The 23139-nt window shown below is 64.1% G+C and carries 21 protein-coding genes and 1 tRNA gene; 4 read left to right on the forward strand and 18 right to left on the reverse strand.

Annotated features, from left to right (window positions below; genetic code table 11):
• Positions 1 to 328: 328 nt before the first annotated feature.
• The 13 genes from ABIB00_RS15355 to rpoZ all read right to left on the reverse strand — a co-directional run bounded on the left by ABIB00_RS15355 (position 329) and on the right by rpoZ (position 14820).
• On the reverse strand, positions 329 to 1873 hold the full coding sequence (locus ABIB00_RS15355) for a GMC family oxidoreductase (protein WP_354104926.1): 1545 nt from the start codon (positions 1871 to 1873) through the stop codon (positions 329 to 331).
• Between the two features lie 213 nt (positions 1874 to 2086).
• Entirely contained in the window at positions 2087 to 3946 is a 1860-nt protein-coding gene (locus ABIB00_RS15360; protein WP_354104927.1) for an outer membrane protein, read from the reverse strand.
• A gap of 59 nt (positions 3947 to 4005) precedes the next feature.
• A complete protein-coding gene (gene parC / locus ABIB00_RS15365; RefSeq protein WP_354104928.1) occupies positions 4006 to 6264 on the reverse strand; it encodes a DNA topoisomerase IV subunit A in 2259 nt (752 codons plus the stop codon).
• Between the two features lie 61 nt (positions 6265 to 6325).
• A complete protein-coding gene (locus ABIB00_RS15370; protein WP_354104929.1) occupies positions 6326 to 6610 on the reverse strand; it encodes a hypothetical protein in 285 nt (94 codons plus the stop codon).
• Positions 6611 to 6710: 100 nt separating this feature from the next.
• Positions 6711 to 7463 carry a DNA repair protein RecO gene (gene recO / locus ABIB00_RS15375; protein ID WP_354104930.1) on the reverse strand — a complete coding sequence of 251 codons (753 nt, stop codon included), beginning with the start codon at positions 7461 to 7463 and terminating at the stop codon, positions 6711 to 6713.
• A gap of 90 nt (positions 7464 to 7553) precedes the next feature.
• Positions 7554 to 7934, reverse strand: coding sequence for a hypothetical protein (locus ABIB00_RS15380; protein ID WP_247349460.1), 381 nt, complete (start codon positions 7932 to 7934; stop codon positions 7554 to 7556).
• Positions 7935 to 7955: 21 nt separating this feature from the next.
• On the reverse strand, positions 7956 to 8882 hold the full coding sequence (gene era / locus ABIB00_RS15385) for a GTPase Era (RefSeq protein ID WP_354104931.1): 927 nt from the start codon (positions 8880 to 8882) through the stop codon (positions 7956 to 7958).
• Positions 8872 to 9708, reverse strand: a complete 837-nt coding sequence (rnc, locus tag ABIB00_RS15390) for a ribonuclease III (protein WP_354104932.1) — start codon at positions 9706 to 9708, stop codon at positions 8872 to 8874. The genes era and rnc overlap by 11 nt, the downstream gene beginning before the upstream one ends.
• Positions 9705 to 10469: a signal peptidase I gene (lepB, locus tag ABIB00_RS15395; RefSeq protein ID WP_247349463.1), complete on the reverse strand. Its 765-nt coding sequence runs from the start codon at positions 10467 to 10469 to the stop codon at positions 9705 to 9707. Before lepB ends, rnc begins: the two co-directional genes overlap by 4 nt.
• 250 nt (positions 10470 to 10719) lie before the next feature.
• Entirely contained in the window at positions 10720 to 11139 is a 420-nt protein-coding gene (gene acpS, locus ABIB00_RS15400) for a holo-ACP synthase (protein WP_354104933.1), read from the reverse strand.
• Positions 11136 to 11888: a pyridoxine 5'-phosphate synthase gene (locus ABIB00_RS15405; protein ID WP_247444291.1), complete on the reverse strand. Its 753-nt coding sequence runs from the start codon at positions 11886 to 11888 to the stop codon at positions 11136 to 11138. Before ABIB00_RS15405 ends, acpS begins: the two co-directional genes overlap by 4 nt.
• Before the next feature lie 45 nt (positions 11889 to 11933).
• The gene (locus tag ABIB00_RS15410; protein WP_247349466.1) at positions 11934 to 14219 is read right to left on the reverse strand and encodes a RelA/SpoT family protein; all 2286 of its coding nucleotides are present in this window, start codon (positions 14217 to 14219) and stop codon (positions 11934 to 11936) included.
• Between the two features lie 208 nt (positions 14220 to 14427).
• Complete coding sequence (rpoZ, locus tag ABIB00_RS15415) at positions 14428 to 14820, reverse strand: DNA-directed RNA polymerase subunit omega (RefSeq protein WP_024512695.1); 393 nt, start codon at positions 14818 to 14820, stop codon at positions 14428 to 14430.
• Between the two features lie 328 nt (positions 14821 to 15148).
• On the opposite strand from rpoZ, the gene ABIB00_RS15420 reads away from it, so the two are divergent.
• A complete protein-coding gene (locus tag ABIB00_RS15420; RefSeq protein WP_354051643.1) occupies positions 15149 to 15793 on the forward strand; it encodes a LabA-like NYN domain-containing protein in 645 nt (214 codons plus the stop codon).
• A complete protein-coding gene (locus ABIB00_RS15425) occupies positions 15774 to 16448 on the forward strand; it encodes a uracil-DNA glycosylase (protein WP_354104934.1) in 675 nt (224 codons plus the stop codon). Before ABIB00_RS15420 ends, ABIB00_RS15425 begins: the two co-directional genes overlap by 20 nt.
• On the opposite strand, the gene ABIB00_RS15430 is transcribed toward ABIB00_RS15425, so the two are convergent.
• Genes ABIB00_RS15430 through dapA form a run of 4 tightly spaced genes read right to left on the reverse strand, consistent with a single transcriptional unit; the run spans position 16445 to position 18925 of the window.
• Positions 16445 to 17026, reverse strand: coding sequence for a peroxiredoxin (locus tag ABIB00_RS15430; RefSeq protein WP_354104935.1), 582 nt, complete (start codon positions 17024 to 17026; stop codon positions 16445 to 16447). The two genes, ABIB00_RS15425 and ABIB00_RS15430, sit on opposite strands and share 4 nt — an antisense overlap.
• 4 nt (positions 17027 to 17030) lie before the next feature.
• A complete protein-coding gene (gene smpB / locus ABIB00_RS15435; protein ID WP_247340603.1) occupies positions 17031 to 17504 on the reverse strand; it encodes an SsrA-binding protein SmpB in 474 nt (157 codons plus the stop codon).
• Between the two features lie 59 nt (positions 17505 to 17563).
• The gene (gene mscL / locus ABIB00_RS15440) at positions 17564 to 17977 is read right to left on the reverse strand and encodes a large conductance mechanosensitive channel protein MscL (protein ID WP_247340604.1); all 414 of its coding nucleotides are present in this window, start codon (positions 17975 to 17977) and stop codon (positions 17564 to 17566) included.
• Between the two features lie 57 nt (positions 17978 to 18034).
• On the reverse strand, positions 18035 to 18925 hold the full coding sequence (gene dapA, locus ABIB00_RS15445; RefSeq protein WP_247340605.1) for a 4-hydroxy-tetrahydrodipicolinate synthase: 891 nt from the start codon (positions 18923 to 18925) through the stop codon (positions 18035 to 18037).
• Positions 18926 to 19167: 242 nt separating this feature from the next.
• Here dapA and ABIB00_RS15450 point away from each other — a divergent pair, with 242 nt between their 5' ends.
• Together ABIB00_RS15450 and ABIB00_RS15455 are read left to right on the forward strand one after the other, a co-directional pair.
• A complete protein-coding gene (locus tag ABIB00_RS15450) occupies positions 19168 to 21630 on the forward strand; it encodes a transglycosylase SLT domain-containing protein (protein ID WP_354104936.1) in 2463 nt (820 codons plus the stop codon).
• Between the two features lie 488 nt (positions 21631 to 22118).
• Positions 22119 to 22211, forward strand: a tRNA-Ser gene (locus tag ABIB00_RS15455).
• Between the two features lie 376 nt (positions 22212 to 22587).
• Here ABIB00_RS15455 and ABIB00_RS15460 read toward each other — a convergent pair.
• Positions 22588 to 22854, reverse strand: coding sequence for a hypothetical protein (locus tag ABIB00_RS15460; RefSeq protein WP_247340607.1), 267 nt, complete (start codon positions 22852 to 22854; stop codon positions 22588 to 22590).
• Positions 22855 to 23139 lie beyond the last annotated feature (285 nt).

The following is a 23139-nucleotide window of genomic DNA, read 5'->3' on the forward strand; positions in this document are numbered from 1 at the left end:
CTGCGGTCCACCCCGTGTGCATTTCTATGGCGCACGGACCTTGCGGGTGCCCGCCGGCGCCCGGCCTTCCCTGCGCCCTTTCCTTGAAGGTGGCGCGAGCGGTAGAACTCGGGCGAAATGCGCCGCGAGAATGCGAACTCTCGCCCGCTGTTTGAAATGTGAATTGAAGAGAAACGGCTGAATCTTGCTGCGTCATAAGACCCTCATGGTGAGGAGCGCGAAGCGCGTCTCGAACCATGAAGGCCCGGATATTTGCCCGAGGCCATCCTTCGAGACGCGCGTTCCGCGCTCCTCAGGATGAGGAGAAGAGTGGTTTGACGCAGCAGAACTACCGCCTCATCATCCGCGCAATCGCTTCCCCAATCATCACCGTCGTGAAGTGGGTGTTGGCGCGGCAGTCCGACGGCATGATCGAGGCGTCGGCGACGCGCAGGCCCGCGATGCCCTTCACCGTACCATCAGGGTTGACCACGCCGTCGGCCTGCTTGAAGCCGGTCATGCGGCAACTGCCGGCGGCGTGCTGGATGTCGCCGGTTTCACGCCGCAGCAGCGCATCGAGTTCACGATCCGGCAGCGCGGCTGCTTGCGGCAGCGTCAGATCGGTGTCGGTCAGCCGGATCCAGTCGGCGATGCCTGATAGCGCCGGCTGGGAGGTGATCACGGCCAGCCGTTTCACCGCATCCATCATGCGCAGCATGTCACGGGGATCGGCCAGCATGTTCTCCTCGACAACAGGATCGATCGCGGGGTCGGTCGAGGCCAGTTTAAGTGTTCCACGAGAATACGCGTTGAACAGCCCGGCGCCGATCGCTCCTGATACGCCGATGCCGCGGTGGTTGAAGGCGATCAGGATCATGTCCCGTTTGCCGCCATCGCCAAGGCCCGACGAATAGGTCACGCAGCAATTGGTGTGGCGGGTGTCGGGATCGCTCGGCTGCAGGTTTTCATGGAGCTGGACCGTGGCGCGAAACAGCGGATGGTCGAAGAAGTGCCGGCCGACCGGCAGGTCGCGCTCGACCGCGATTCCCATAGCCTTCAACTCATCGGCAGGTCCGATGCCCGAGCGCAGCAGGATCGCCGGACTGTGGATGGCACCGGCGCAGAGCACGATCTGGCGCGCGCTGATCTCGCTGGTGCCCTGCCCCTCGATGTGAACGCGAAGGCCGGTCGCCCGGCCGTCACTGATCAGCACGCGATCGACCAGTGCGTGCCCGCGAATCTCCAGATTGGCGCGGCTCCGCGCGGGCTCGAGATAACCTTCATTGGTGGTGATGCGGCGGCTGTCCCGGCTGTTGATGGGATAGCAGGCGACGCCCTCGCCGTCAGGACCATTGACGTCGGCGCACCAGGGATAGCCGCTCGCCAGCGCCGCATCGCGCAAGCCGCGATCGATCGGGCCCCATTTGTCCGGCGGCGCCCGATAGACCGGCAGCGGTCCGCCGCGGCCATGGCCCGCTGCGTCGCCGAACTCCAGATCATCCTCGATCACCGAGAACAACGGCATCACCTCTTTCGCGGACCAGCCGGTGCAGCCATTGGCGGCCCATTCGTCGAACGCATCGGCGACGCCGCGGATGGCGATCTGGCCGTTCATCATCGACGAGCCGCCGAGGCCCTTGCCGCGCCAGTAGAAGCGCGGCTCCTGCCCCGCCACCCGGCGCGTCAGCAGATCAGGCCATTGCCATTTCTCCTGGTACTCGCGCTTGTGGATGATCGGAATGGGATTTGGCGTCATCACTTCCCAGGGCGCCTCGTCGGCGCGCCAGTCGAGACCCGCTTCCAGCAGCAGGACGCGCCGTGCGGGATCTTCGGAGAGCCGTGCCGCAACAGCGGCGCCAGAGGAGCCGCCGCCGACAACAATGACATCGTACATCGCGCTACTTCTCAACGTTCCAGAAAACCGGGATGGCGGACGGTATCAGACCGCGCAAACCGGCGCGAGAGGCGGCGGGCTGGGCGAGCGACGATCCGGTCTCACCCGCCGCGCGTTGCGGCATATGAAAACATAGGACGGAAATCGCCGGCGACGATAATTTGCAGGCGCGGCAGCGGCCCTGCGGCTGGTCGGGGTGATCTGAGCCGAGCTCTATGGCGTGAACTTGTAGGACAGGCCGGCGCGCACGGTATCGATGGTCTGCCGGCCGCCCCGATCCGTGGTGGGCGTGCCGCCTGGCTCAGTGGTCGTGATGTTGCTGGTCGCTTCTACTGTGCCGAAATCGTAGTGCAGATATTCGATGCGGCCGATCCAGTTCGAGTTGCCGAGGAAGGTCTCGACACCGGCGCCGGCGGCCATCCCGAAATGATTGCGCGCCGTCTCGATCACAGCGGCCGTGACCGGGCTGGGGGCCGAGTTGGCCGAGCTATCGATGCGGTGCGCACGTTCGAACGCGAGACCGCCGGTGGCATAGAGAAGCCAACCATTCGAGGGTGTCCAGCCGAGACGCCCGCGCAACGTGCCCAGGTATTTGACGTTGTCCGACAGCGTGTCGCTGATGGTGCCCGCGAGCACGGTTGGCGTCGAGCCCTTGATGCCGGTGGCGCTGCCGTCGATCTCGATACCCGCAACGACGCTCGCATACTGCCAGTTGTAGCCGGCCTGGCCGCCGCCGAGCCAGCCTTTCGACTTGATATCGCCGATGGTGACCCCGCCAAGCAGGGAGGCGTCCGAAAAATCGTTCTGCTTCCAGCCATAGCCGCCATGGGCGCCAAGATAGAAGCCGGACCAGCTTTGCAGCGACGGCGGCGGGCCCGCCTTGGCGTAGGCAAGCGCAGACACCGGCAAAGCCGCGTCCGGCCCGAACTTGTAGGACACGCCCGCGCGCACGAGATCGACGGTTTGATGGCCGATCGCGGTCGCCGCGGCAAAATTCGCGAGCGGCGGCGAGACGGAAACCAGACTTGAATCCGAACGGACGCGGCCGAAATCGTAGTGCAGATATTCCAGCCGCCCGATCCAGTTGCTGCTGCCGAGCATCATCTCGCCCCCCACACCTGCAACCCAGCCGAAGCGGTCGCTCGGTGTGGCCGTCCGCGTGGTGGTGACGCCCGTCGCGGTGGTGTCCTGCTGCACCTGGGAGATCTCGAGCCGTTCCCAGCCGAGGCCGGCGGTACCGTACAGCAGTAAGGTGTCGATCGGCGTCCAGCCGAGACGGCCGCGCACGGTACCGAGATATTTCACCTTCTCGTCAAACTTCAGCGTCGAGGTGAAGCCAGGAACCGCGATCGAAGCTGTCGAGGTGCTGCCCTTGATGTCGGCCGCGCTGAGGTCGGTCTCGAGGCCGGCGACCACGCGATCATATTGCCAGTTGTGGCCGAACTGACCTCCGGCGACCCAGCCTTGCGACTTTGCACCGGTCAGTGCGCCATCCGGTGCAAAGTCGAGCAGCGGCAGCGGCAAGGTCGCGGGATCATCGCCCCAGCCATAGCCACCATGGGCACCCGCATAGAACCCGGCCCAGCCGTTGCGCGCCGATGCCATCACGGGCGCCTTGACGTAAGGCACCGGCGCGAGACGCGCCTGCTCGCCAAACTTGTAGGACACGCCGGCGCGAACCAGCTCGATGGTCTGCGACCCCGACGTCGAGTTCACCTGGCCGATCGCAGCGGTGATCGCGGACGAGTCCGCGATCTGGCCGAAATCATAATGCAGATATTCAATGCGGCCGATCCAGTTCGGGCTGCCCAGCATCGCCTCGACACCGGCGCCGGCGACCCAGCCGAACCGGTCGGTCGGCGTGCCGCTGGACGACAGCGTCGCACCGACCGGCGCAGTCGAGGTCTGCAACGTCTGCGATGTGGAGTCGAGCCGCTCCCAGGCGAGGCCTGCGGTCCCATACAGCAGCACATTGTCGGCCGGCAGCCAACCGAGGCGGCTGCGAACGCTGCCGAGATATTGCGCCTTCTCGCTGAGGGTGATGGTCGTCGCGTCGGTCCCGCCGGCAATCAAACGTTAGGAGGTGCGCGATTTGCGAATCAACAAACCGCACCTCCCGTTTGAACGTCGAGCTACCCGATCACCTTGCCGAACTTGTTCGATTTCGGAAAACCCTTCGGCGCCAAGCGGCCAGCGTCGGCGCGGGTGCCTTGCCACTCGGCCAGTTCCTTCATCGTCGCCGAGAATTCGCGGCCAGCGGAATCCTTCCAGGTCAGCCCCGCCTTGGCGTCGAACACCGCGATGTCCGAAAGGCCGCCGTCCTTGTACTTCTGCAGGCGCGCACCACGGCCACGCGGCATCTCCTGCGTCTGGTCGAGCGGGAAGACCAGCATCTTGCGGTTCTCGCCGATCACCGCGACAGTGTTGCCGAGCACCTCGGTGATCGCGCACGCCTCGTTCGGCATGTCCACGTTGAGGACCTGCTTGCCCTTCTTGGTGGTGCCGACGCAATCGTCCTCGTTGACGACGAAGCCCTGGCCCTCGTGGCTCGCGACCAGGAATTTGCGTCCGCCCTTGTTGACGAACAGCGTGACCGGCGCGGCCTCCGGCTCGAGATCGATGAACTGGCGGATCGGCTCGCCATGACCGCGGCCGCCCGGAAGTTTTGCGACATCGAGCGAGTAGAATTTTCCGTTGGTGGCGAACAGCAGCAGCTTCGAGGTCGTTTCCGCGAAGAACGCGAACCCGAGCTTGTCGTCCTGCTTGAAGGCCAGCCCCGAGAGATCCTCGACATGGCCCTTGAGGGTGCGGATCCAGCCCTTGTCGGAGACGACGACGGTCACCGGCTCGCGCTCGACCAAGGCCTCCTCCATGGCGGCGAGATCGTGCTCGGGCGCGTCCGCAAAGGTGGTGCGGCGCTTGCCGAGCGCGGTCTTCGGCCCGAACATGTCGCGGACCTTGCCAACCTGCTCGGCGACCTTCTTCCACTGCTCGGGTTCGGACGCCAGCAATCCCTCGATGCCCTTCAGCTCTTTGCGCAGATCCTTGTCCTCGCTGCGGATCTCCATTTCCTCGAGCTTGCGCAGACTTCGCAGCCGCATGTTGAGGATGGCTTCAGCCTGCACTTCGGTGAGCTTGAACGCCTTGATCAGCGCCGGCTTCGGCTCGTCCTCGTTGCGGATGATCCTGATCACCTCGTCGATGTTCAGATAGGCAATCAGCAAGCCGCCGAGAATCTCCAGCCGGCGCTCGATCTCGGCCTTGCGATGGTTGGTCCGACGGATCAGCACGTCGCGCAGATGGTCAAGCCATTCGCGCAGGCACTCCGCGAGTCCCACCACCTTGGGCACACGGCCCTTGATCAGCACGTTGAGGTTCAGCGGAATCTTGTTTTCGAGCTCCGTCAGCCGGAACAGCGATTCCATCATCAGCGCCGGATCGACATTCTTCGACTTCGGCTCGATTACGATACGGACGTCTTCGGCCGACTCGTCCCTGATGTCTCCGACCAGCGGCAGCTTCTTCTGGTCCAGCAGTTCGGCGATCTTCTCGATCAGGCGCGACTTCTGCACCAGAAAGGGTATCTCGGTGACGACGACGACCCAGGTGCCGCGTGCGCCCTCTTCCTGCTCCCATCGGGAGCGGACGCGGAACGAGCCGCGGCCGGTGGTATAGGCTTCAGCGATCGCCTGCTTGGAATCGACGCAGATGCCGCCGGTCGGGAAATCCGGGCCCTTGACCCATTTCAGCAGCGCCTTGGATTTCGCGTCGGGCTTCTCGATCAGATGCAGCGCGGCTTCGCAGAGCTCGGCGGCGTTGTGCGGCGGGATCGAGGTCGCCATGCCGACCGCGATACCCTGCGCGCCATTGGCGAGCAGGTTCGGGAAGCCGCCGGGCAGCACGACGGGCTCTTTCGACTGGCCGTCGTAATTAGGGCGGAACTCGACCCCGTCCTCGTCGATGCCGTCGAGCAGAAGCCGCGCGACGTCGGTCAGCCGCGCTTCGGTGTAGCGGTAGGCAGCGGGATTATCGCCGTCGATATTGCCGAAATTGCCCTGGCCGTCGACAAGCGGATAGCGCGAGGAGAAGTCCTGCGCGAGGCGGACCATGGCGTCGTAGATCGCCTGGTCGCCATGCGGATGGAACGAGCCCATCACGTCGCCGACGATTTTGGCGGATTTTTTGAACGCCGTGCCGGGGTCGAGCCGGAGCAGCCGCATGCCGTAGAGGATGCGCCGGTGCACCGGCTTCAGGCCGTCGCGGGCATCGGGCAGCGCGCGGTGCATGATGGTCGAAAGCGCGTAGGCAAGATAGCGCTCTTCCAGCGCCTCACGCAGCGGCACGTCGTGAATTTCGGCCGGTTCCTCCGGCGGAATCAATCGTTTTCCCATGCCGCCCGGTTAAACCGTGGAAGCGAATCGGGCAAGGATCGATTGGTTCCCTGTGGGCGGCCTACTGGCCGGCCCAGCCTGCGGTGAAGGTCTGGGTGGGTTGCGCGTTTTTAGCCTGCGTGGTGGCCGGGGCATTGGTCAGGCACCGCCGCGCCGTCTCGATCTCGGCCTCCGTCGCGCCCTTGGATCGCGCCCATCCCTCTGCGGCTGCAGCGGAATATTTAGCCACATAGAACCTGACGACGGTGCAGGAGGCGCGGCGAAAGACGCCGGGTTGCTCGCCTGCGAGGGCGTCCGGCGCCAGCGTGACAAGCGCCGCCGATATCACAAATCCCTTGATCAGCATGAGGCTTATCCCCGGTTGGAACCCCGAGGGCAAGTCCAGGAAACCCGATTTGGTTCCAATGACGGTTGGCCTATTGAGGCAATGCAGAGCCGCGCCAGCCTCATGGCGCGGGAATCGCGGCCTTCGCCTGCTGTCTCGTCAGCGCGTTGATGAAGCCTGCCCGCGCGTCGGAATGGCCCTGCCCCCGCGGCTCCAGCACATGGCGCAGCAGGAACAGCCCGGTCAACCGAAGGCCGTCCTGAAGATCCTGGTCGGTGACGTCGCTCGCGGCTTCGCCACGACGCAAAAACGGCGGCAGCCGCAACAACCGATCCCGCCACGGCTCGCCCGCGCCGCGTGACACCGCGCCGCCAGATTTCGGCGAGACATAGATCAGGTCGGTAGTCTCCCCGGTTACCGCGCAGTTTTCCAGCGCAAGCCCGAAGCCGAGCTCGGCGAGCATCGCCAGCTCGAAATGGATCAGGTGCACGGCGGCGCCGCCGATGTCGTCGAAATCGTCGAGCGAATGCTCGAGCTGCGCCAGGATGTTTTCGTGCGGATCGCGCTCCGGCAGCAACCGCGCAATCGAGGCGAGATGGGTGATGCCATAGACGCCGTGGGGGGATGTCAGCAGCGTCGCCGCGCGCAGCTTGAGGCCCTCGATGGCATAGGTGCCGAGATGCTCGTCGAGCCGCGCCCGCCACACCACGCTGAGGCTGTTGCCGGGCTGCAGCAGCGGCCGCATCCGCGAGCCGGCGCCGCCGCGGACGAGACCGAGATGGCGGCCGTGCGCACGCGTCAGCAGCTCGACGATGGAGCTACTCTCGCCATGCCGCCGCACGCCCAGCACGATGCCTTCGTCGGTCCATTCCATGTGCGGAGTCTAGCGCATTTCAGGCGATCGTAGGGTCGGCAAAGCGAAGCGTGCCCACGAATTTGATTAACCGCGCAAAGCGGCGAATCCTCACGCGTTGAACCAACCCTGTGCATCTCCGCTGAACGAGAAATACAATCCCATCGCCGTCAGCACGCAGGAGACGATCTCGATGGCGCTGTCGAGTTCCATGCCCTTCTCGCCGATGATCTGGCCGAGCGAGATCACCGACAGCACGAGCGCTGCCGCCAGCACCCATCGCGGCCAGTTCTTGCGCCAGCGTGCAGCGAGCCAGACGAAATAGACCAGCAGCAGGATCATGCCGCCGGCGAGCAGCGTCGCCGTCATGATCATCTGCTCGGTCATCTCGGCATTCGGTGTGCGGTCCTGCACCGCGACCGACAGGGCGTCCAGCATCAAGGATGCATAGAGCAGCGCTTCGAAGCGCCGTACGTTGCCGGGTACGCTCATCGGTGACCGATCTTTTCTTGGTTATTCTTTGGGAAATTCCAGGCCCATCTCGCGGTAGCGATCGGGATCATCGCCCCAGTTCTCGCGCACCTTGACGAACAGGAACAGATGCACCGGCACACCGAGGATCTCGCCGATCTCCTTGCGTGAGTCCGCGCCAATCGACTTGATCGTCGCGCCGCCCGCGCCAAGCACGATCTTGCGCTGGCTCTCGCGCTCGACGAAGATCGTCTGTTCGATGCGGACCGACTTGTCCTTGCGCTCCTCCCACTTGTCGGTCTCGACCGTGGACTGGTAGGGCAATTCCTGGTGCAGCTTGCGAAAGATCTTCTCGCGCGTGATCTCGGCCGCAAGCTGCCGCATCGGCGCGTCCGACATCTGGTCTTCGGGATAGAGAAACGGCCCCGGCGGCACGATCTCGGCGAGAGTATGCCTGAGGTCGTCGACGCCGTCGCCGGAGATCGCCGCGATCATGAAGGTCTTCGCGAAGGCCATGCGCTCGTTGGCCGCCTGCGCCAGTGCCAGCAGCTTCTCGCGCTGGACCAAATCCACCTTGTTGATGACCAGAATCTTCTCGTGCTTGACGCTTGCGACCTTGGTGAGGATCGCCTCGGCTTCCTCGTCGATACCGGCCTTGGCATCCAGCAGCACGCAGACGAGGTCGGCGTCATGCGCGCCGCTCCAGGCGGTCGAGACCATGGCGCGGTCGAGCCGGCGCTTTGGCAGGAAGATGCCGGGCGTATCGACCAGGATGATCTGCGCGTTGTTCTCGATCACGATGCCGCGGATCAGCGCCCGCGTGGTCTGCACCTTGCGCGAGACGATCGTGACCTTGGCCCCGACCAGCGCATTGACCAGCGTGGACTTTCCGACGTTCGGGGCGCCGATCAGCGCGACAAAGCCGCAGCTCGTTGCGGCGGGCGCTTCGCCGCTTGATTCAACCGTCATTGCCGCCGCCAACACCTTCGCGTTCGATCATCACTGAAGCCGCTACCTTCTCCGCTGCGCGCTTGCTGCCGCCGGTGCCTTCGGCCGGCGCCAACCCCGGCAGATCCACCGCGACACGAAACTCCGGATCGTGATGCGGACCGGTGCGCTCGACCTCGCGGTAGACCGGCGTCGGCAGTCCCTTGCCTTGCGCCCATTCCTGCAGAACGGTCTTGGGATCGCGCAAGGGACGCCGCGGCTTGTGCATGCGTTCGGTCCAGTTGCGCTTGACGAACTCGGACGCCGCCGCGTAGCCGCCGTCGAGGAAGACGGCGCCGATCACGGCCTCGCAGATGTCGCCGAGCACGCTCTTGCGCAGGCGCGCGTCGGCACCAGGACCGACCGAGCCGAGCTTGATGTCGTCGAGTAGACCGAGCGACTTGGCGACGTCGGCGCAGCTCTCCTTGCGCACCAGTTCAGCAAGTCGCTTGGACATCTCGCCTTCGTCGGCGTTCGGGAACGCGTGATAGAGCATGTCGGAGACGACAAGTCCGAGCACGTGGTCACCGAGGAATTCCAGCCGCTGATAGCTGTCGCCACGCTTGCGCCCGGACTTCAGCGCCGAGACATGCGTGATGCCCTGCATCAAGAGGTTCGGATCGGCGAAACTGTGGCCGATGCGGGCCTCAAGCGCCGCGTTCGCATCCGGGCCCTTGGTCTTGCTGCTCCGCACCCGCTTCTTCTTTGCAGGGGTCTTGATTTCAAGGGTGTTGGTCGCAGCTTCGCCGTCGGGGCCCGCTTGCGCCTCGGTCGGGTGGGTCGCGATATCCTTGACTTCGTCTTTCATCGGACGATTTTGAAGAAGCGATTCCAGCGCACCGCCCACGGCCAGCGCCAGAACATCCAGGCATGCTCGCCTTCGGCGATCGAGAAGAAGATCATCTGGGCGCGCCCGACCAAATTCTCCTGCGGCACGTAGCCGACCTGGCCGAGGAAGCGGCTGTCGGTGGAGTTGTCGCGGTTGTCGCCCATCATGAAGAAGTGGCCGGTCGGCACGGTGTAGACGTTGGTGTTGTCCACGTAGCCGTTGTCGGCGCAGTCCAACGTCTCATAGGACACGCCGTTCGGCAGCGTCTCCTTCCAACGCTTCACCCGGGAGACGCCGCCGCCTTCCGAACCGCAGGGATCCTCGCCGACAAATTCGCTCATGCGCTGCCGCTCGACCGGCGTGTCGTTGATGTAGAGCAGACCGTCCCGCATCTGGATGTGGTCGCCGGGAAGCCCGATCACGCGCTTAATGTAGTCGGTGGAGTCGTCCTTCGGCAGGCGGAATACGACGATGTCGCCGCGGCTCGGGTCCGAGCCCCAGATCCGCCCCGAAAACAGCGGCGGCGAGAACGGGATCGAGTAGTGGCTGTAGCCGTAGGAATATTTCGAGACGAACAGATAGTCGCCGACCAGCAGCGTCGCCTTCATCGAGCCGGATGGGATGTTGAACGGCTGGAACAGGAAGGTGCGGATCACGAGTGCGATCAAGAGGGCGTGGATCACGACCCGGATGGTTTCGCCCACGCCGGTCTCAGTTTTGGTCCCTGAAGTCACGCTCATTGCTCTCTCAATTCCGGCCGGCGGTCCACAGCGCGCCCCCCTCCCGCGAACGGCCCGTCGGTTCGCGTCCCAAGGAGATTGTCCTGATTCTGATAATGAGAGCCAATTCCGGCGTAAAGCCGAATTCGCCCAGGCTGATTTGCGTCCGCGGACTTTTAGACGGTTGTCGGAGGCCACGCAATCAAGGAACGCATCAAAACTGGATAAGTATTTGATTTTTAATGATAATTATAAAATCGCGGGAGACCCGTCAGGGTTTGGCCAGCGGCACGGCGGAAATGATGACGAAGGCCTGGGCCAACGGCCAGTCATCGGTGATCGACAGATCGATCTGTGCTTCGAACCCCTCCGGCGTCAGGGCCTGGAGCCGGGCCTGCGCCCCGCCCGTCAATTGCATGGTTGGCCGTCCTCCCGGCAGGTTGACCACCCCCATGTCGCGCCACCACACGCCGCGTCTTATGCCGGTGCCGAGTGCCTTGGAGCAGGCCTCCTTGGCCGCGAACCGCTTGGCGTAGGTCGCCACAACCATCTTCTCGTTCTTGGCGCGCCGCTCCGCCTTGGCTCGCTCGGCCGCGGTGAAGATGCGATCGAGGAAGCGCTCGCCATGGCGCTCGATCACCTTGCCGACGCGGGTGATGTCGATCAGATCGGAGCCGATGCCGATGATCATGCCCGGCTCCGGCCGCGGTCCATCGCTGCGCGCATGCTGCGCACCGTCTCGGCGAGACCGACGAACAGCGCTTCGCCCATCATGTAGTAGCCGATGTTGAGCTCCATGATCTCTGGCAGGGCCGCGATCGTCTCCGCCGTGGCATAGTCGAGCCCGTGTCCGGCGTGAATCTCCAGCCCTGCTTGCTTCGCCAGCTTTACGCCCGCCACGATCCGCCGCCATTCGGCCTCGGCCTTGTCGGTGTGGCCATCGACGACGGCGTCGCACCAGGCGCCGGTGTGGATCTCGATCACGGGCGCGCGCAGCCGCGCCGCCATCTCGATCTGGGCGGGATCGGCGGCGATGAACAGCGACACCCGGATGCCGGCATCGTTCAGCCGCGCGATATAGGGCGCCAGCGCGTTGTGCTGACCGACCACGTCGAGCCCGCCCTCGGTCGTCACCTCCTGGCGCCGCTCCGGCACGAGGCACACCGCGTGCGGCTTGGTGGCGAGCGAGATGCGCATCATGTCGTCGGTCGCCGCCATCTCGAAATTGAGCGGCTTGGAGATTTCGGCTTTCAGCCGCGCCATGTCCTCGTCGCGGATGTGCCGGCGATCCTCGCGCAAGTGAGCGGTGATGCCGTCGGCGCCGGCCTGGATCGCCAGTAGCGCCGCGCGTACCGGATCTGGATTGCGGCCGCCGCGCGCATTACGCAGGGTCGCGACATGGTCGACATTGACGCCGAGGCGGAGCGGAGGTGCAGGCATTTCAGGACTCACGGAACCATAGGGACAGACCAAGCCAGAAGGCGTCTATCCATTAACACGTTCGACGCGGGCGACGACCGCCTTCGCGCGCAGCTGGGCCAGGATCGCACTCAAATGCTTCAGATCGTAGACTTCGAGATCGATCGTCGTCTCCGTGAAGTCCGGTGAGCGGCGCTGCATGCTGATGTTGTCGATGTTGCCGTCGTGCTCGGCAATCACGGTCGCGATCTGCGCCAGCGCGCCGGGCTCGTTGACGTTCTCGACCCTGATGCGGGCCGGGAAGCGCTGCGGCGCGGAGTCCTCGATGTCCCAGCGGACGTCGAGCCAGCGCTCCGGCTCTTCCTCGAAATCCTTCAGGGCAGGCGCCTGGATCGGGTAGATGGTGATGCCCTCGCCCGGCGTGACGATGCCGACGATGCGGTCACCGGGCACGGCGCCGCCGTTCGGCGCGAACTTCACCGGCAGGTCCGAATTGATGCCGCGGATCGGGATCGCGACCGAGCTGCGCGGCGGTTCCGACGACTTCTCCTTGAACTTGGCGGCAAGCCCCTTCTTGACGCCGTAGCGCGCGATGCGCTCCTCCTTGTAGTCGGGATACATCGCACGCGCGACGTGGGAGGCCTTGATCTCGCCGCGCCCCACAGCCGCCATGACGTCCTCGATCGAGGTCCGCGCGAGCCGCGGCAGCGCGCCCTTGAGCTTGTCGTCGGCGTATTCGATCTTGGCGCGCTCGAACAGGCGTTCCACGATGCGCCGGCCGAGACCGACATATTGATCGCGCACCGCAGTCCTGGTGGCGCGGCGGATCGCGGCGCGCGCCTTGCCGGTGACCGCGAGCGTTTCCCAGGCGGACGGCGGCGCCGCTTGCGCTTCCGAGGTCAGCACCTCGACCTCGTCGCCGTTCTGGAGCTCCGATGACAGCGGCGCGAACTGGCCGTTGATCTTGCAGCCCACCGCGCTGTTGCCGACGTCGGTGTGCACGGCATAGGCGAAGTCGATCACATTGGCATGACGCGGCAGCGCGATCAGCTTGCCCTTCGGAGTGAAACAGAACACCTGGTCGTGGAACAGCTCGAGCTTGGTGTGCTCAAGGAATTCCTCCGGGTTCGCACTTTCGGAGAGGATGCCGATGGTGTGGCGCAGCCAGGCGAACGCGTTGGACTCGCGCTTGAGGAACTCGGTCGGCGAGCCGGCGCCCTCTTTATAGAACACGTGCGCGGCGATGCCGCGCTCGGCGATCTGGTCCATCGCCTCAGTGCGGATCTGCAGCTCGACGCGCTGGTTGCCGGGGCCGATCACGGTGGTGTGGATCGAGCGGTAGTCGTTTTGCTTCGGGGTCGAGATGTAATCCTTGAAACGCCCCGGTACGACCGGCCAGGTGGTGTGGACGATGCCGAGCGCGCGATAGCAGGACTCGATGTCGTTGACGACGAGACGAAAGCCGAAGATGTCGGACAATTGCTCGAATCCGACCGATTTGCGCTCCATCTTGGTCCAGATCGAGAACGGCTTCTTGCTGCGGCCATAGACCCGCGCGCCAAGGCCCCTGTGCCGCAGATTGTTGGAAAGCTGCGCCTCGATCTCGCCGATCAGATTGCGGTTGCGCTCGGCGAGCGCATCGAGCCGCTGCATCACCACCGAATAGGCTTCGGGATCGAGAGTCCGGAAGGACATATCCTCCAGTTCCTCGCGCATTTCCTGCATGCCCATGCGCCCGGCCAGCGGCGCATAGATGTCGAGCGTCTCCTCGGCGATGCGCCGTCGCGATTCCGTCGGGACGAAGTCCAGCGTGCGCATGTTGTGCAGGCGATCGGCGAGCTTCACCAGCAGCACGCGGACGTCGTCGGCAATGGCCAGCAACAATTTGCGCAGATTCTCGGCCTGCTTGGCCTCCCGCGACACCAGCTCCAGCCGCTTCAGCTTGGTCAGGCCCTCGACCAGCGCGCCGATCTCGGGCCCGAAGATCTGGTCGATCTCGGCCCGCGTCGCTTCGGTGTCCTCGATCGTGTCGTGGAGCAACGCAGCCACGATGGTTGCATCGTCGAGCTTCAGGTCGGTGAGAATCGCCGCCACTTCGAGCGGGTGCGAGAAATACGGGTCGCCTGAGGCGCGGGTCTGCGAGCCGTGCGCCTTCATGGCGTAGACATAGGCGCGGTTCAGCAGGTCTTCGTCAGTGTTGGGATTGTAGGACCTGACGCGCTCGACGAGGTCGTATTGACGCATCATGCGCGCGCGGGACTTCGCCGGACGCGCCACCGGCGCAGTCGGGGCCACGGCAACCGATTCGGTTGCGGCCTGCATCTGCGTTTGTGTGCGACGCCGATATACCATGCCGTCCTGCCTTCAAACGGGCCACGAAGCAGCCCGTTGCATACATCTTAGCTCCGATCGCGCGTGTGTCCGATCAATTCGGTGACAGGGCCCCGCGCGAACCGACAACACTATGGTAACCACGAAAACGCCAACAAAAGCAAAGGCCCGAACAACGGTTCGGGCCTTTGACAAGATCACAAGAAGTCGATGACTGCGACGGGACGATCTACTCGTCCTCCTCGGGCTGCTCCTCGGGTGGCGCGAGGCCTTCGAGACCCTTCAGGAGCTCCTCTTCCGTCATGCGCTCGACCGCGACTTCGGTATCGTCCGCGTCTACGCTTGCACCGGCGGAACCGATCAGCGGCACAGTGTCCGGCTCCGGCTCATCGACCTCGACGAACTTCTGCAGCGAGTGCACCAGCTCCTCGCGGAGGTCCTCCGGCGAGATGGTCGAGTCAGCAATTTCACGCAAAGACACAACAGGGTTCTTGTCGTTATCGCGGTCAACCGTTAGTTGTGAACCAGACGAAATCATGCGGGCACGGTGGGCTGCCAGCAGGACCAGGTCAAACCGGTTGTCGACCTTGTCGATACAATCTTCTACGGTGACGCGAGCCATGGACTGTCGCTCCGTTGTGGGTGGGACGAAATATGTGGATGATTGGCGCTAGTTATAGGGGCCGGGACGGTTTCGCAAGGCCAATTTGTAATTTGGCCTCGCCAAACGGCTCTGCTACGCCCACATTGGGGCTGGGATGGGTGGTTTCCCGGGCTGCCATCGAGGGCGGCGCGGGTGTATGCAAGTGCGCCATAACTATACCTTGATTGCCCCGGCTTCTCCGGATTTGCGGTTTCGACGGGTTTCGGCGGGACTTTAGAACTGCGCGGCTTGCTGTCGCCGCGCCAACAATAAACGATCAATCACGAACTCTACGCGAGCAAACTGAATGTCACCTTCCTCTACCGACAAGATCGCGCTCTTCATCGACGGAGCCAATCTCTACGCGACGGCGAAAACTCTCGGCTTCGATATCGATTACAAGCGCCTTCTGAAGGAATTTCAGAGCCGCGGGACACTGACGCGGGCATTCTACTACACCGCGATCATTGAGGATCAGGAATACTCCTCGATCCGCCCCCTGATCGACTGGCTGGACTACAACGGCTACACGGTCGTGACCAAAGCGACCAAGGAGTTCATCGACGCCTCCGGCCGCCGCAAGGTCAAGGGCAACATGGACATCGAGCTCGCCGTGGACGCCATGGAACTCGCCGAACACATCGACCAGATGGTGCTGTTCTCGGGTGACGGCGACTTCCGCTCCCTTGTCGAGGCCGTTCAGCGCCGCGGCGTGCGGGTCACCGTGATTTCCACGATCGCCAGCCAGCCGCCGATGATCGCCGACGAGCTGCGCCGCCAGGCCGACGTCTTCACCGACCTCGTCGAGCTGCAGGCCAAGCTCGGCCGCGACCCGTCCGAACGCCCCGCCCCGCGTGACCGCGGTGACCGCGAGCCGCGCCATCATGCCCCGCAATTCCTCCAGCGCGCGACGACGATGGCGCCGAGGGGCGATGACGACCTCGACGAGTGAGGCGGCGCGGTCAAGCCGCCCGCCCCTCACAGTCGTCCCCGACCGTGACTGTCCGCTCTGTCCGCGCCTGGTTGCCTTTCGCGAGGCCAACCGCGCGCGCGAGCCATTGTGGCACAATGCGCCGGTTGCGCCTTTCGGCGACATCAAGGCGCGCCTGCTGATCGTCGGCCTCGCGCCGGGGATGCAGGGGGCCAACCGCACCGGCCGTCCCTTCACCGGCGATTATGCCGGCGACCTGCTCTACGCCACGCTGCTCGAATACGGGTTCGCCAAGGGCAAATATCAGGCGCGTCCCGACGACGGCCTGAAGCTGGTCGACTGCCGGATCGCCAATGCGGTGCATTGCGTGCCGCCGCAGAACAAGCCGCTGCCGGTCGAGATCCACACCTGCCGCCAGTTTCTCTTGGCGAATCTCGCAACGATGCCGAACCTGCGCGCGATCATCGCCCTCGGACGCATTGCGCACGACACTGTGCTCAAGCCGCTGAACCTGAAGGCATCGCAAGCCCCCTTCGGCCACGGCGCGGTGCACCAGGCCGGCGCGTTCAGGCTCTACGACAGCTATCACTGCTCGCGCTACAACACGAACACCCGCGTGCTGACGCCGGACATGTTCCGCTCCGTGTTCGCGAAGGTGAAGGCGGATCTCGACTAGGTCTTGGCGGGATTGGCCTTCAGCCAGTCCAGGACATCGCCGGCGTTCCGGTCGGGCGGGAACACCGGATAGAACACATGCGTGATCTCTGCGTCGTCGACGATCAACGCGAGGCGCTTGATCAGCGTGAGGCCTGCGACCTCCATGGTCGGCAAATTCAGGGCGCGCGTGAGCGCCAGCTTCTCGTCCGACAGCACCGGGAACGGCAGATGCAGTCGCGAGGTCATCTCGGTCTGGTACGCGTTGCTCTGGGTCGAGAGGCCGAACACCTGCGCGGCGCCGGCGGCCTTCAGTTCGGCGAACAGATCGCGAAACGCGCAGGTCTGCGGCGTGCAACCGCGGGCGCCGGGAATCATGTCCCAATCGTCGACGAGCGAGATTTTGCCGGGCTCGCCAGTGCGTGGATAGGCGAACACCACGGTGCGACCGGAGAGCGCCGACAGCGTCACCGAAGTGTCGTCGGTCGCGAGCAGGCTGATCGCGGGCAGCGTCATGCCTTTCAGATGCGCCGCGCCGCCGTCATCTGCGGGTGCGGGAATCCGGCTCCAGTCGACCTCAAGCAGGTTTTTCTGAGTCATCTCGCTAGCCCCTAGCCCGCAGCAGGCGGCCCTTCTCCCGGCTCCAATCGCGCTTCTTCTCGGTTTCGCGCTTGTCGTGTAGCTTCTTGCCCTTTGCAACCGCGAGCTGCAGTTTGGCGCGACCGCGCTCGTTGAAGTAAAGCTTGAGCGGGATCAGCGTCATGCCTTCACGATCGACCGCGCCCATCAGCTTGTTGATTTGCTTGCGATGCAGCAGCAGTTTGCGCGGCCGCTTCGGCTCGTGATTGAAGCGGTTGCCCTGGAGATATTCCGGAATGGTGGCGTTGATCAGCCAGATCTCGCCGTCCCTGGAATCGGCGTAGGACTCCGCGATCGTGCTCTTGCCGCTGCGGATCGACTTGACCTCGGTGCCGGTCAGCGCAATGCCCGCCTCGACCGTATCCTCGATCGCATAGTTGAAGCGGGCCTTGCGATTCTCCGCCATGACCTTGATAGGACGTTCGTTCTTATCGGCCATGACAGACAGATCCGGTCGAGATGCGCGCGTAGGCTAACAGTTTGGATGAAGCGCGCGCGTCACTTCTTGAGGAGATCGCGGATCTCGGTCAAGAGCGCGACTTCCGCTGACGGCTTCGGCGGCTCCGCGGGCTTGGCCTCGTCCTTGCGCTTGAACTGGTTCATGGTGCGGATGACCATGAACAGCACGAAAGCGATGATGACAAAGTTCACGACCAAGGTGAGGAAGTTGCCATAGGCCAGTACCGCACCCTGCTTCTTGGCTTCGACAAGATTGGTCTGCGTGACCTGCTTGGAGAGTCCAACGAAGTAGTTGGAGAAATCCAGGCCGCCGGTGGCTGCACCGATGATCGGCATGATGATGTCGTTGACCATCGACGTCACGATGGCACCGAAGGCGGCGCCGATGATGACGGCAACGGCGAGATCGACGACGTTGCCCTTCATTGCGAATTCGCGGAATTCCTTCAGCATATCCGTCCCCTTCCTTCGATGTCACGCGCGGGACCAGCCAGTGCGGATTCCCAGATCTCAGTTGATCAGGCCAGCGTGCACCATAGCGCTGCGCACGGCAACGCGCGTCGGTTCGGTGACCGGAACCATCGGCAGCCGCAGCGTCTCGTCCAGCTTGCCGAGCAACGACAGCGCGTACTTGATCGGCGCCGGGTTGCTCTCGATGAACAGGTTGTTGTGCAGCGGCATCAGCTTGTCGTGCAGCTTCAGCGCAGTGGCATGATCGCCCTTGGCCCAGGCGGCCTGGAACTCCGAGCACAGGCGCGGCGCGACGTTCGAAGTCACCGAAATGCAGCCATGGCCGCCATGGGCCATGTAACCGAGGATGGTCGCATCCTCGCCGGAGAGCTGGTTGAATTCCTCGCCCATCGCCGCGCGTTGCTGCGAGACGCGGACCATGCTGGCAGTGGCGTCCTTGACGCCGGCGATGTTCTTCAGCTCCCACAGCCGCTTCATGGTGTCGACCGACATGTCGATCACCGAGCGCGGCGGAATGTTGTAGATGATGATCGGAATCCCGATCGCGTCGTTGATCGCCTTGAAGTGCTGGTACATGCCTTCCTGGGTCGGCTTGTTGTAGTAAGGCGTTACGACCAGCACCGCGTTCGCGCCCGCCTTCTCGGCGTGCTGGGCGAGCTCGATCGCCTCCTTGGTCGAGTTGGAGCCGGCCCCGGCGACGACGGGCACGCGGCCCTTCGCTTCCTCGATGCACCATTCGACGACCTTCTTGTGCTCGTCATGGCTCAGCGTCGGGCTCTCGCCGGTGGTGCCGACGGGGACCAGGCCGTTGGTGCCCTCTGAAATCTGCCAGTTGACCAGGGAGCGGAACGCCGACTCGTCCAGCGAGCCGTTCTTGAACGGCGTGACCAAGGCGGTGAACGAACCCCGGAATTTCGTCTTGGCTGCCATGGACTTCCTCCTCCGTACGCGGCGATCTCGAGAGCAAGCCGCATTCATATCGGGTCTATCCCGCCGGTAAAAGACCCGCTTCCGTGTGACACACCGTTTAGGCCGCGATTTTGCCGCTGTGGTGGTGCAAACCCGGCAAAGGTAAGCGGCTGTTGGTATTTTGTCCGCATATTCAATCAAGTACAGCCAAATCTTGTACAACTGGGTCTGAGCCAATTGACTGATTCGGGGCGACGAACGCCATGACCTCCTTTCCGCGTGCCACATGGCGATTGACCGGTCTGGCCGTGTGCCTGATGGCAGGGCTATCGGTCGGCTGCGCCGGCTGGGCCAAGTCCAATGAGACGACCGCGGAAGGGGCCAAGGACACGGCGAAGGACACCGCGAAACCAGCCGCCAGGACCACTGCAAAGGGGTCGTCCAAGGGAACCGGCAAGGAAACTTCGAAGGACGCCGCCAAGGACGGTGCCAAGGGCGCGAGCAAGGGTGCGACCAGCGCCCCCGCCAAGGATGCCGCGAAGAAGCCTGCCACGAATGCCAGCAAGGATGCTGGCAAGAACGCCGACAAGCAACCCGCGAAGGACAAGCCCAGGCCTGCGGCGGCCGCCGCGCCAAAATCAAGGCCGACCGCCAACGGTTCGCCCCCCAAACCCGCACCCGCGCCGTCCGTGACGGCCACCGTCAGACCGACCGCCCCGACCCCCGCCAAGCCCGTCGCGGCTCCGGTCCTGGCGCCGGCGACCCGCCAGCATGCCGCGCCGCGCAAGCCGGTCACGCCGGCCGCGGTTGCTGCGACCTCCTCGACGTCGCAAGCCGACAAGGACACGCTGGAGACCGTTATCGAGCTCGTGCGCAAGCGCAAGTCGGGCGACGCCACCAATGCCGCGGCCACGATGTCGGATCCCGTGGCGCGAAAACTCGCGGAATGGATCATCCTGCGCGGCGAGGATAATGGCGCGACCGTGGAGCGCTACCGCGCCTTCCTGTCCGCCAATCCGAGCTGGCCGTCGCAGACATTCCTGCGCCGGCGTCTGGAGGCCGCGATGTGGGACGACAGGCGCGACGATTCAGTCGCGTGGTCGTGGTTCGAGAATGAATCCCCCGTGTCCGCCAAGGGCCGCTTCGCGCTCGCCAAGGCGATGCTGGCGCGCGGCGACCGCGCCAATGCCGAACGTCTGGTGCGCGAAGCCTGGCGCAGCGATGCGATGTCGGAAGACACCGAGAACAACGCACTCGATCAGTTCGGCGCGCTGCTGACGCCCGGCGATCAGAAGGCGCGGATGGACACGCTGCTCTACGGCAGCGAGAACGAGGCCGCGCTGCGTGCTGCAAAGCGCCTCGGTGCTGGCTATGTCGCCCTCGCCAAGGCCCGCATCGCCTCCCTCAAGAAAGCGCCGAACGCACGCGCGCTGCTCGAGGCCGTGCCGCGCGAGCTGCATGGCGATCCCGGCTTCATCTTCAGCAAGATCCAGCTGCTGCGCCGCGAGGAGAAATTTGCAGAAGCCGCCCAGCTCATGCTGTCGGCACCGAAGGATCCGGGCCGGCTCTACAATCTCGACGAATGGTGGATCGAGCGGCGTCTGCTGGCGCGCAAGATGATCGACACCGAGGAATTCCGCAGCGCCTATCTGATCGCGCGTGATGCGGCCCTGCCCTCGCGCGACGTCTACAAGACCGAGCAGGAATTCACCGCCGGCTGGATCGCGCTGCGCTTCCTCAACGATCCCGCGGCCGCCACCCAGCATTTTGCCCGCATCGGGATCGGCAGCGTCAATCCGACCACGCTGGCGCGCGCCGGCTATTGGCAGGGCCGCGCCGCCGAAGCGGCAGGCCGCCAGCAGGAGGCGCGCAACGCCTACGCGCGGGCAGCCGAGCAATCCACCAGCTATTACGGCCAGCTCGCACGCGCCAAGCTCGGCCTGCCGCAGATCGAGCTCAACAGCCAGCCGCGCGGCCGCGGCGCCGAACGGCTGGAGATCGTGCGCGCCGCGCAACTGCTCTACGAGCTCGACGAGCGCGAGATGGCAGTGCCTGTTCTCGCCGACATGGGCGAGAACGGCGATCCCGAAGCGCTTGCCGGCCTCGGCGAGCTCACCCAGCGCTACAACGACGCGCGCGGCATGCTGCTGCTCGGCAAGGCCGCGCTTAATCGCGGGCTGCCGTTCGATTTCTATGCCTACCCCGTTAACGGCATTCCGCAGTTCACGCCGATCGGCCCCGAGGTCGAGCGCAGCATCGTCTACGCCATCGCGCGGCAGGAGAGCGCGTTCAACCCCTCGGTCGTCTCGCCGGCGCAGGCCTATGGGCTGATGCAGGTGACGCCGGACGCCGCGCGCTATGTCTGCAAACGGCACGGCGGGACCTACGATCTGGGGCGGCTGAAGAACGATCCGGTCTACAACGCCACGCTCGGCTCGGCCGAGCTCGGCGGGCTGCTCGAGGACTACCGCGGCTCCTACATCATGACCTTTGCCGCCTACAATGCCGGCCGCGGCAGTGTGAAGAAGTGGATCAATCGCTACGGCGATCCGCGCGACCCGAAGGTCGACGCGGTCGACTGGGTCGAGCTGATCCCGTTCTCCGAGACGCGCAACTACGTGCAGCGGATCATGGAGAACCTTCAGGTCTACCGCGCTCGCTTCGGCGGCGGCACGCGCTTGCAGATCGAGGCCGATTTGCGCCGCGGCGCCGGCAGCGTGGAGTAGAGGCCACCCTCTTCGCTCGCTGCCGGGAAAGCCCATTGAGGACGACGGCCCGGTGCGGGGGCGGCTCCTCGGTTTGGCGAACGGGTTGTCAAACTAATGGCGAAGGAACTTCCTGCAGCCTGACTAAGATCGAACCCCTGTCAGCCGATTTACGAGAGACGGGCGCGAACATGCGACGGCAGAAAGAAATAATAAAATCAATGGCTTAACAGCATCGGCGGGACGGATTCGAATCATTGACAGGCTTCTCTCGAGCAAGCCGCCTCCCCTAATTTGTAAGCAAATTCAACTATTTAGCCGGGTTCAACGAGACCGAAACCCTCCTTGCTACATCCGCAAAAGGTCCAGCGCCGTGTCCGTTGTCGCGACGTTATGTTCTCGCTCCGGGAGCAAACCGCTTCGTTTCGAAAATCGCTGGGAATATTCGAGCGAAAACACGCGCTTCCAAATTGACCGGCCCAAGTAATTAGATGCATAAGGCTCGCACCGGAGAGGTGGCCGAGTGGCTGAAGGCAACGCTTTGCTAAAGCGTCATACGGTCTCAAGCTGTATCGAGGGTTCGAATCCCTCCCTCTCCGCCACCCAGAATCAAAGATCCGTGCGTTCCATCATCTGAAAGCGATCGTTGAGACGGTGCGCAAGCCTGGCGCAAGGATCGGCGCCACGAGCTCAGCTCGATTCGCGCTCTCCTGATATAGGTGTGCCCGCATCCGGCGGATGAATCGCCAGATCGGCCCATGCGAGGGCCAATCGGCACCGCGGCCGTCCGAGTTCCAGATGGCCGTCGTCGGCCGCGATCTGAATCGGCAGCCATTGAGTAAGTCTCGGACCCACGCCGGGTCATTCCCGTCGGGGTCGCTCACGCCGCGCCGGTCCAGATCACGGCACGACGAACGCAATTGACTCAGCGCAACCAGGCTCCGCCGTGAAAACACTGGCCCGGATGTGATGCTGGGCTCAGTGGGCGGAGACCCACGCCCTCGCATCGCGCTGCGCGGCCGAGATTTCGGCATCCGACATCTGCCCGGCGATTTCCTGGCGCAGCGTCACGGCGTCCTTGCGGCCCTTCAGGGCGGCAAGATTGAACCATTTATGCGCGGCGACGAGATCGACGAGACCGGAGCGTCCGCTCGCCCAATAAATCCCGCGCTCGAACAGCACGTCCGACAGCGCGCCTGCGTCGATAGGTGTCGCGGTCTCCAGATCGAAAGTACCCTGAAACATAACGCATCCCCTTTTTTATGCCGTCTCGTCCCCCGAGCGCGGCTCCCGTCCGATCAACTGTTCAACTCATCCCAGCGTCTTTTTGCCCAAGCCGTTTGCCGGCTTGTTGGAGGTAATGATGGCGGGCAAATTTGAATGGCAGTTTAAGTATCGCGATGAAGCAGACGTAAACGCGCCCGCCCGGGGCGCGCGCGATAAATGCAATAAGCCCCTGTTTTGCAGGCACTTCTGCAATTCGTCAGATTCGGTTTACCTTGGGATCTTGGGAGAACGATAACCATCGCG

Origin of the sequence: Bradyrhizobium sp. LB14.3 (assembly GCF_040547985.1) — a bacterium.
Lineage (GTDB): Bacteria > Pseudomonadota > Alphaproteobacteria > Rhizobiales > Xanthobacteraceae > Bradyrhizobium.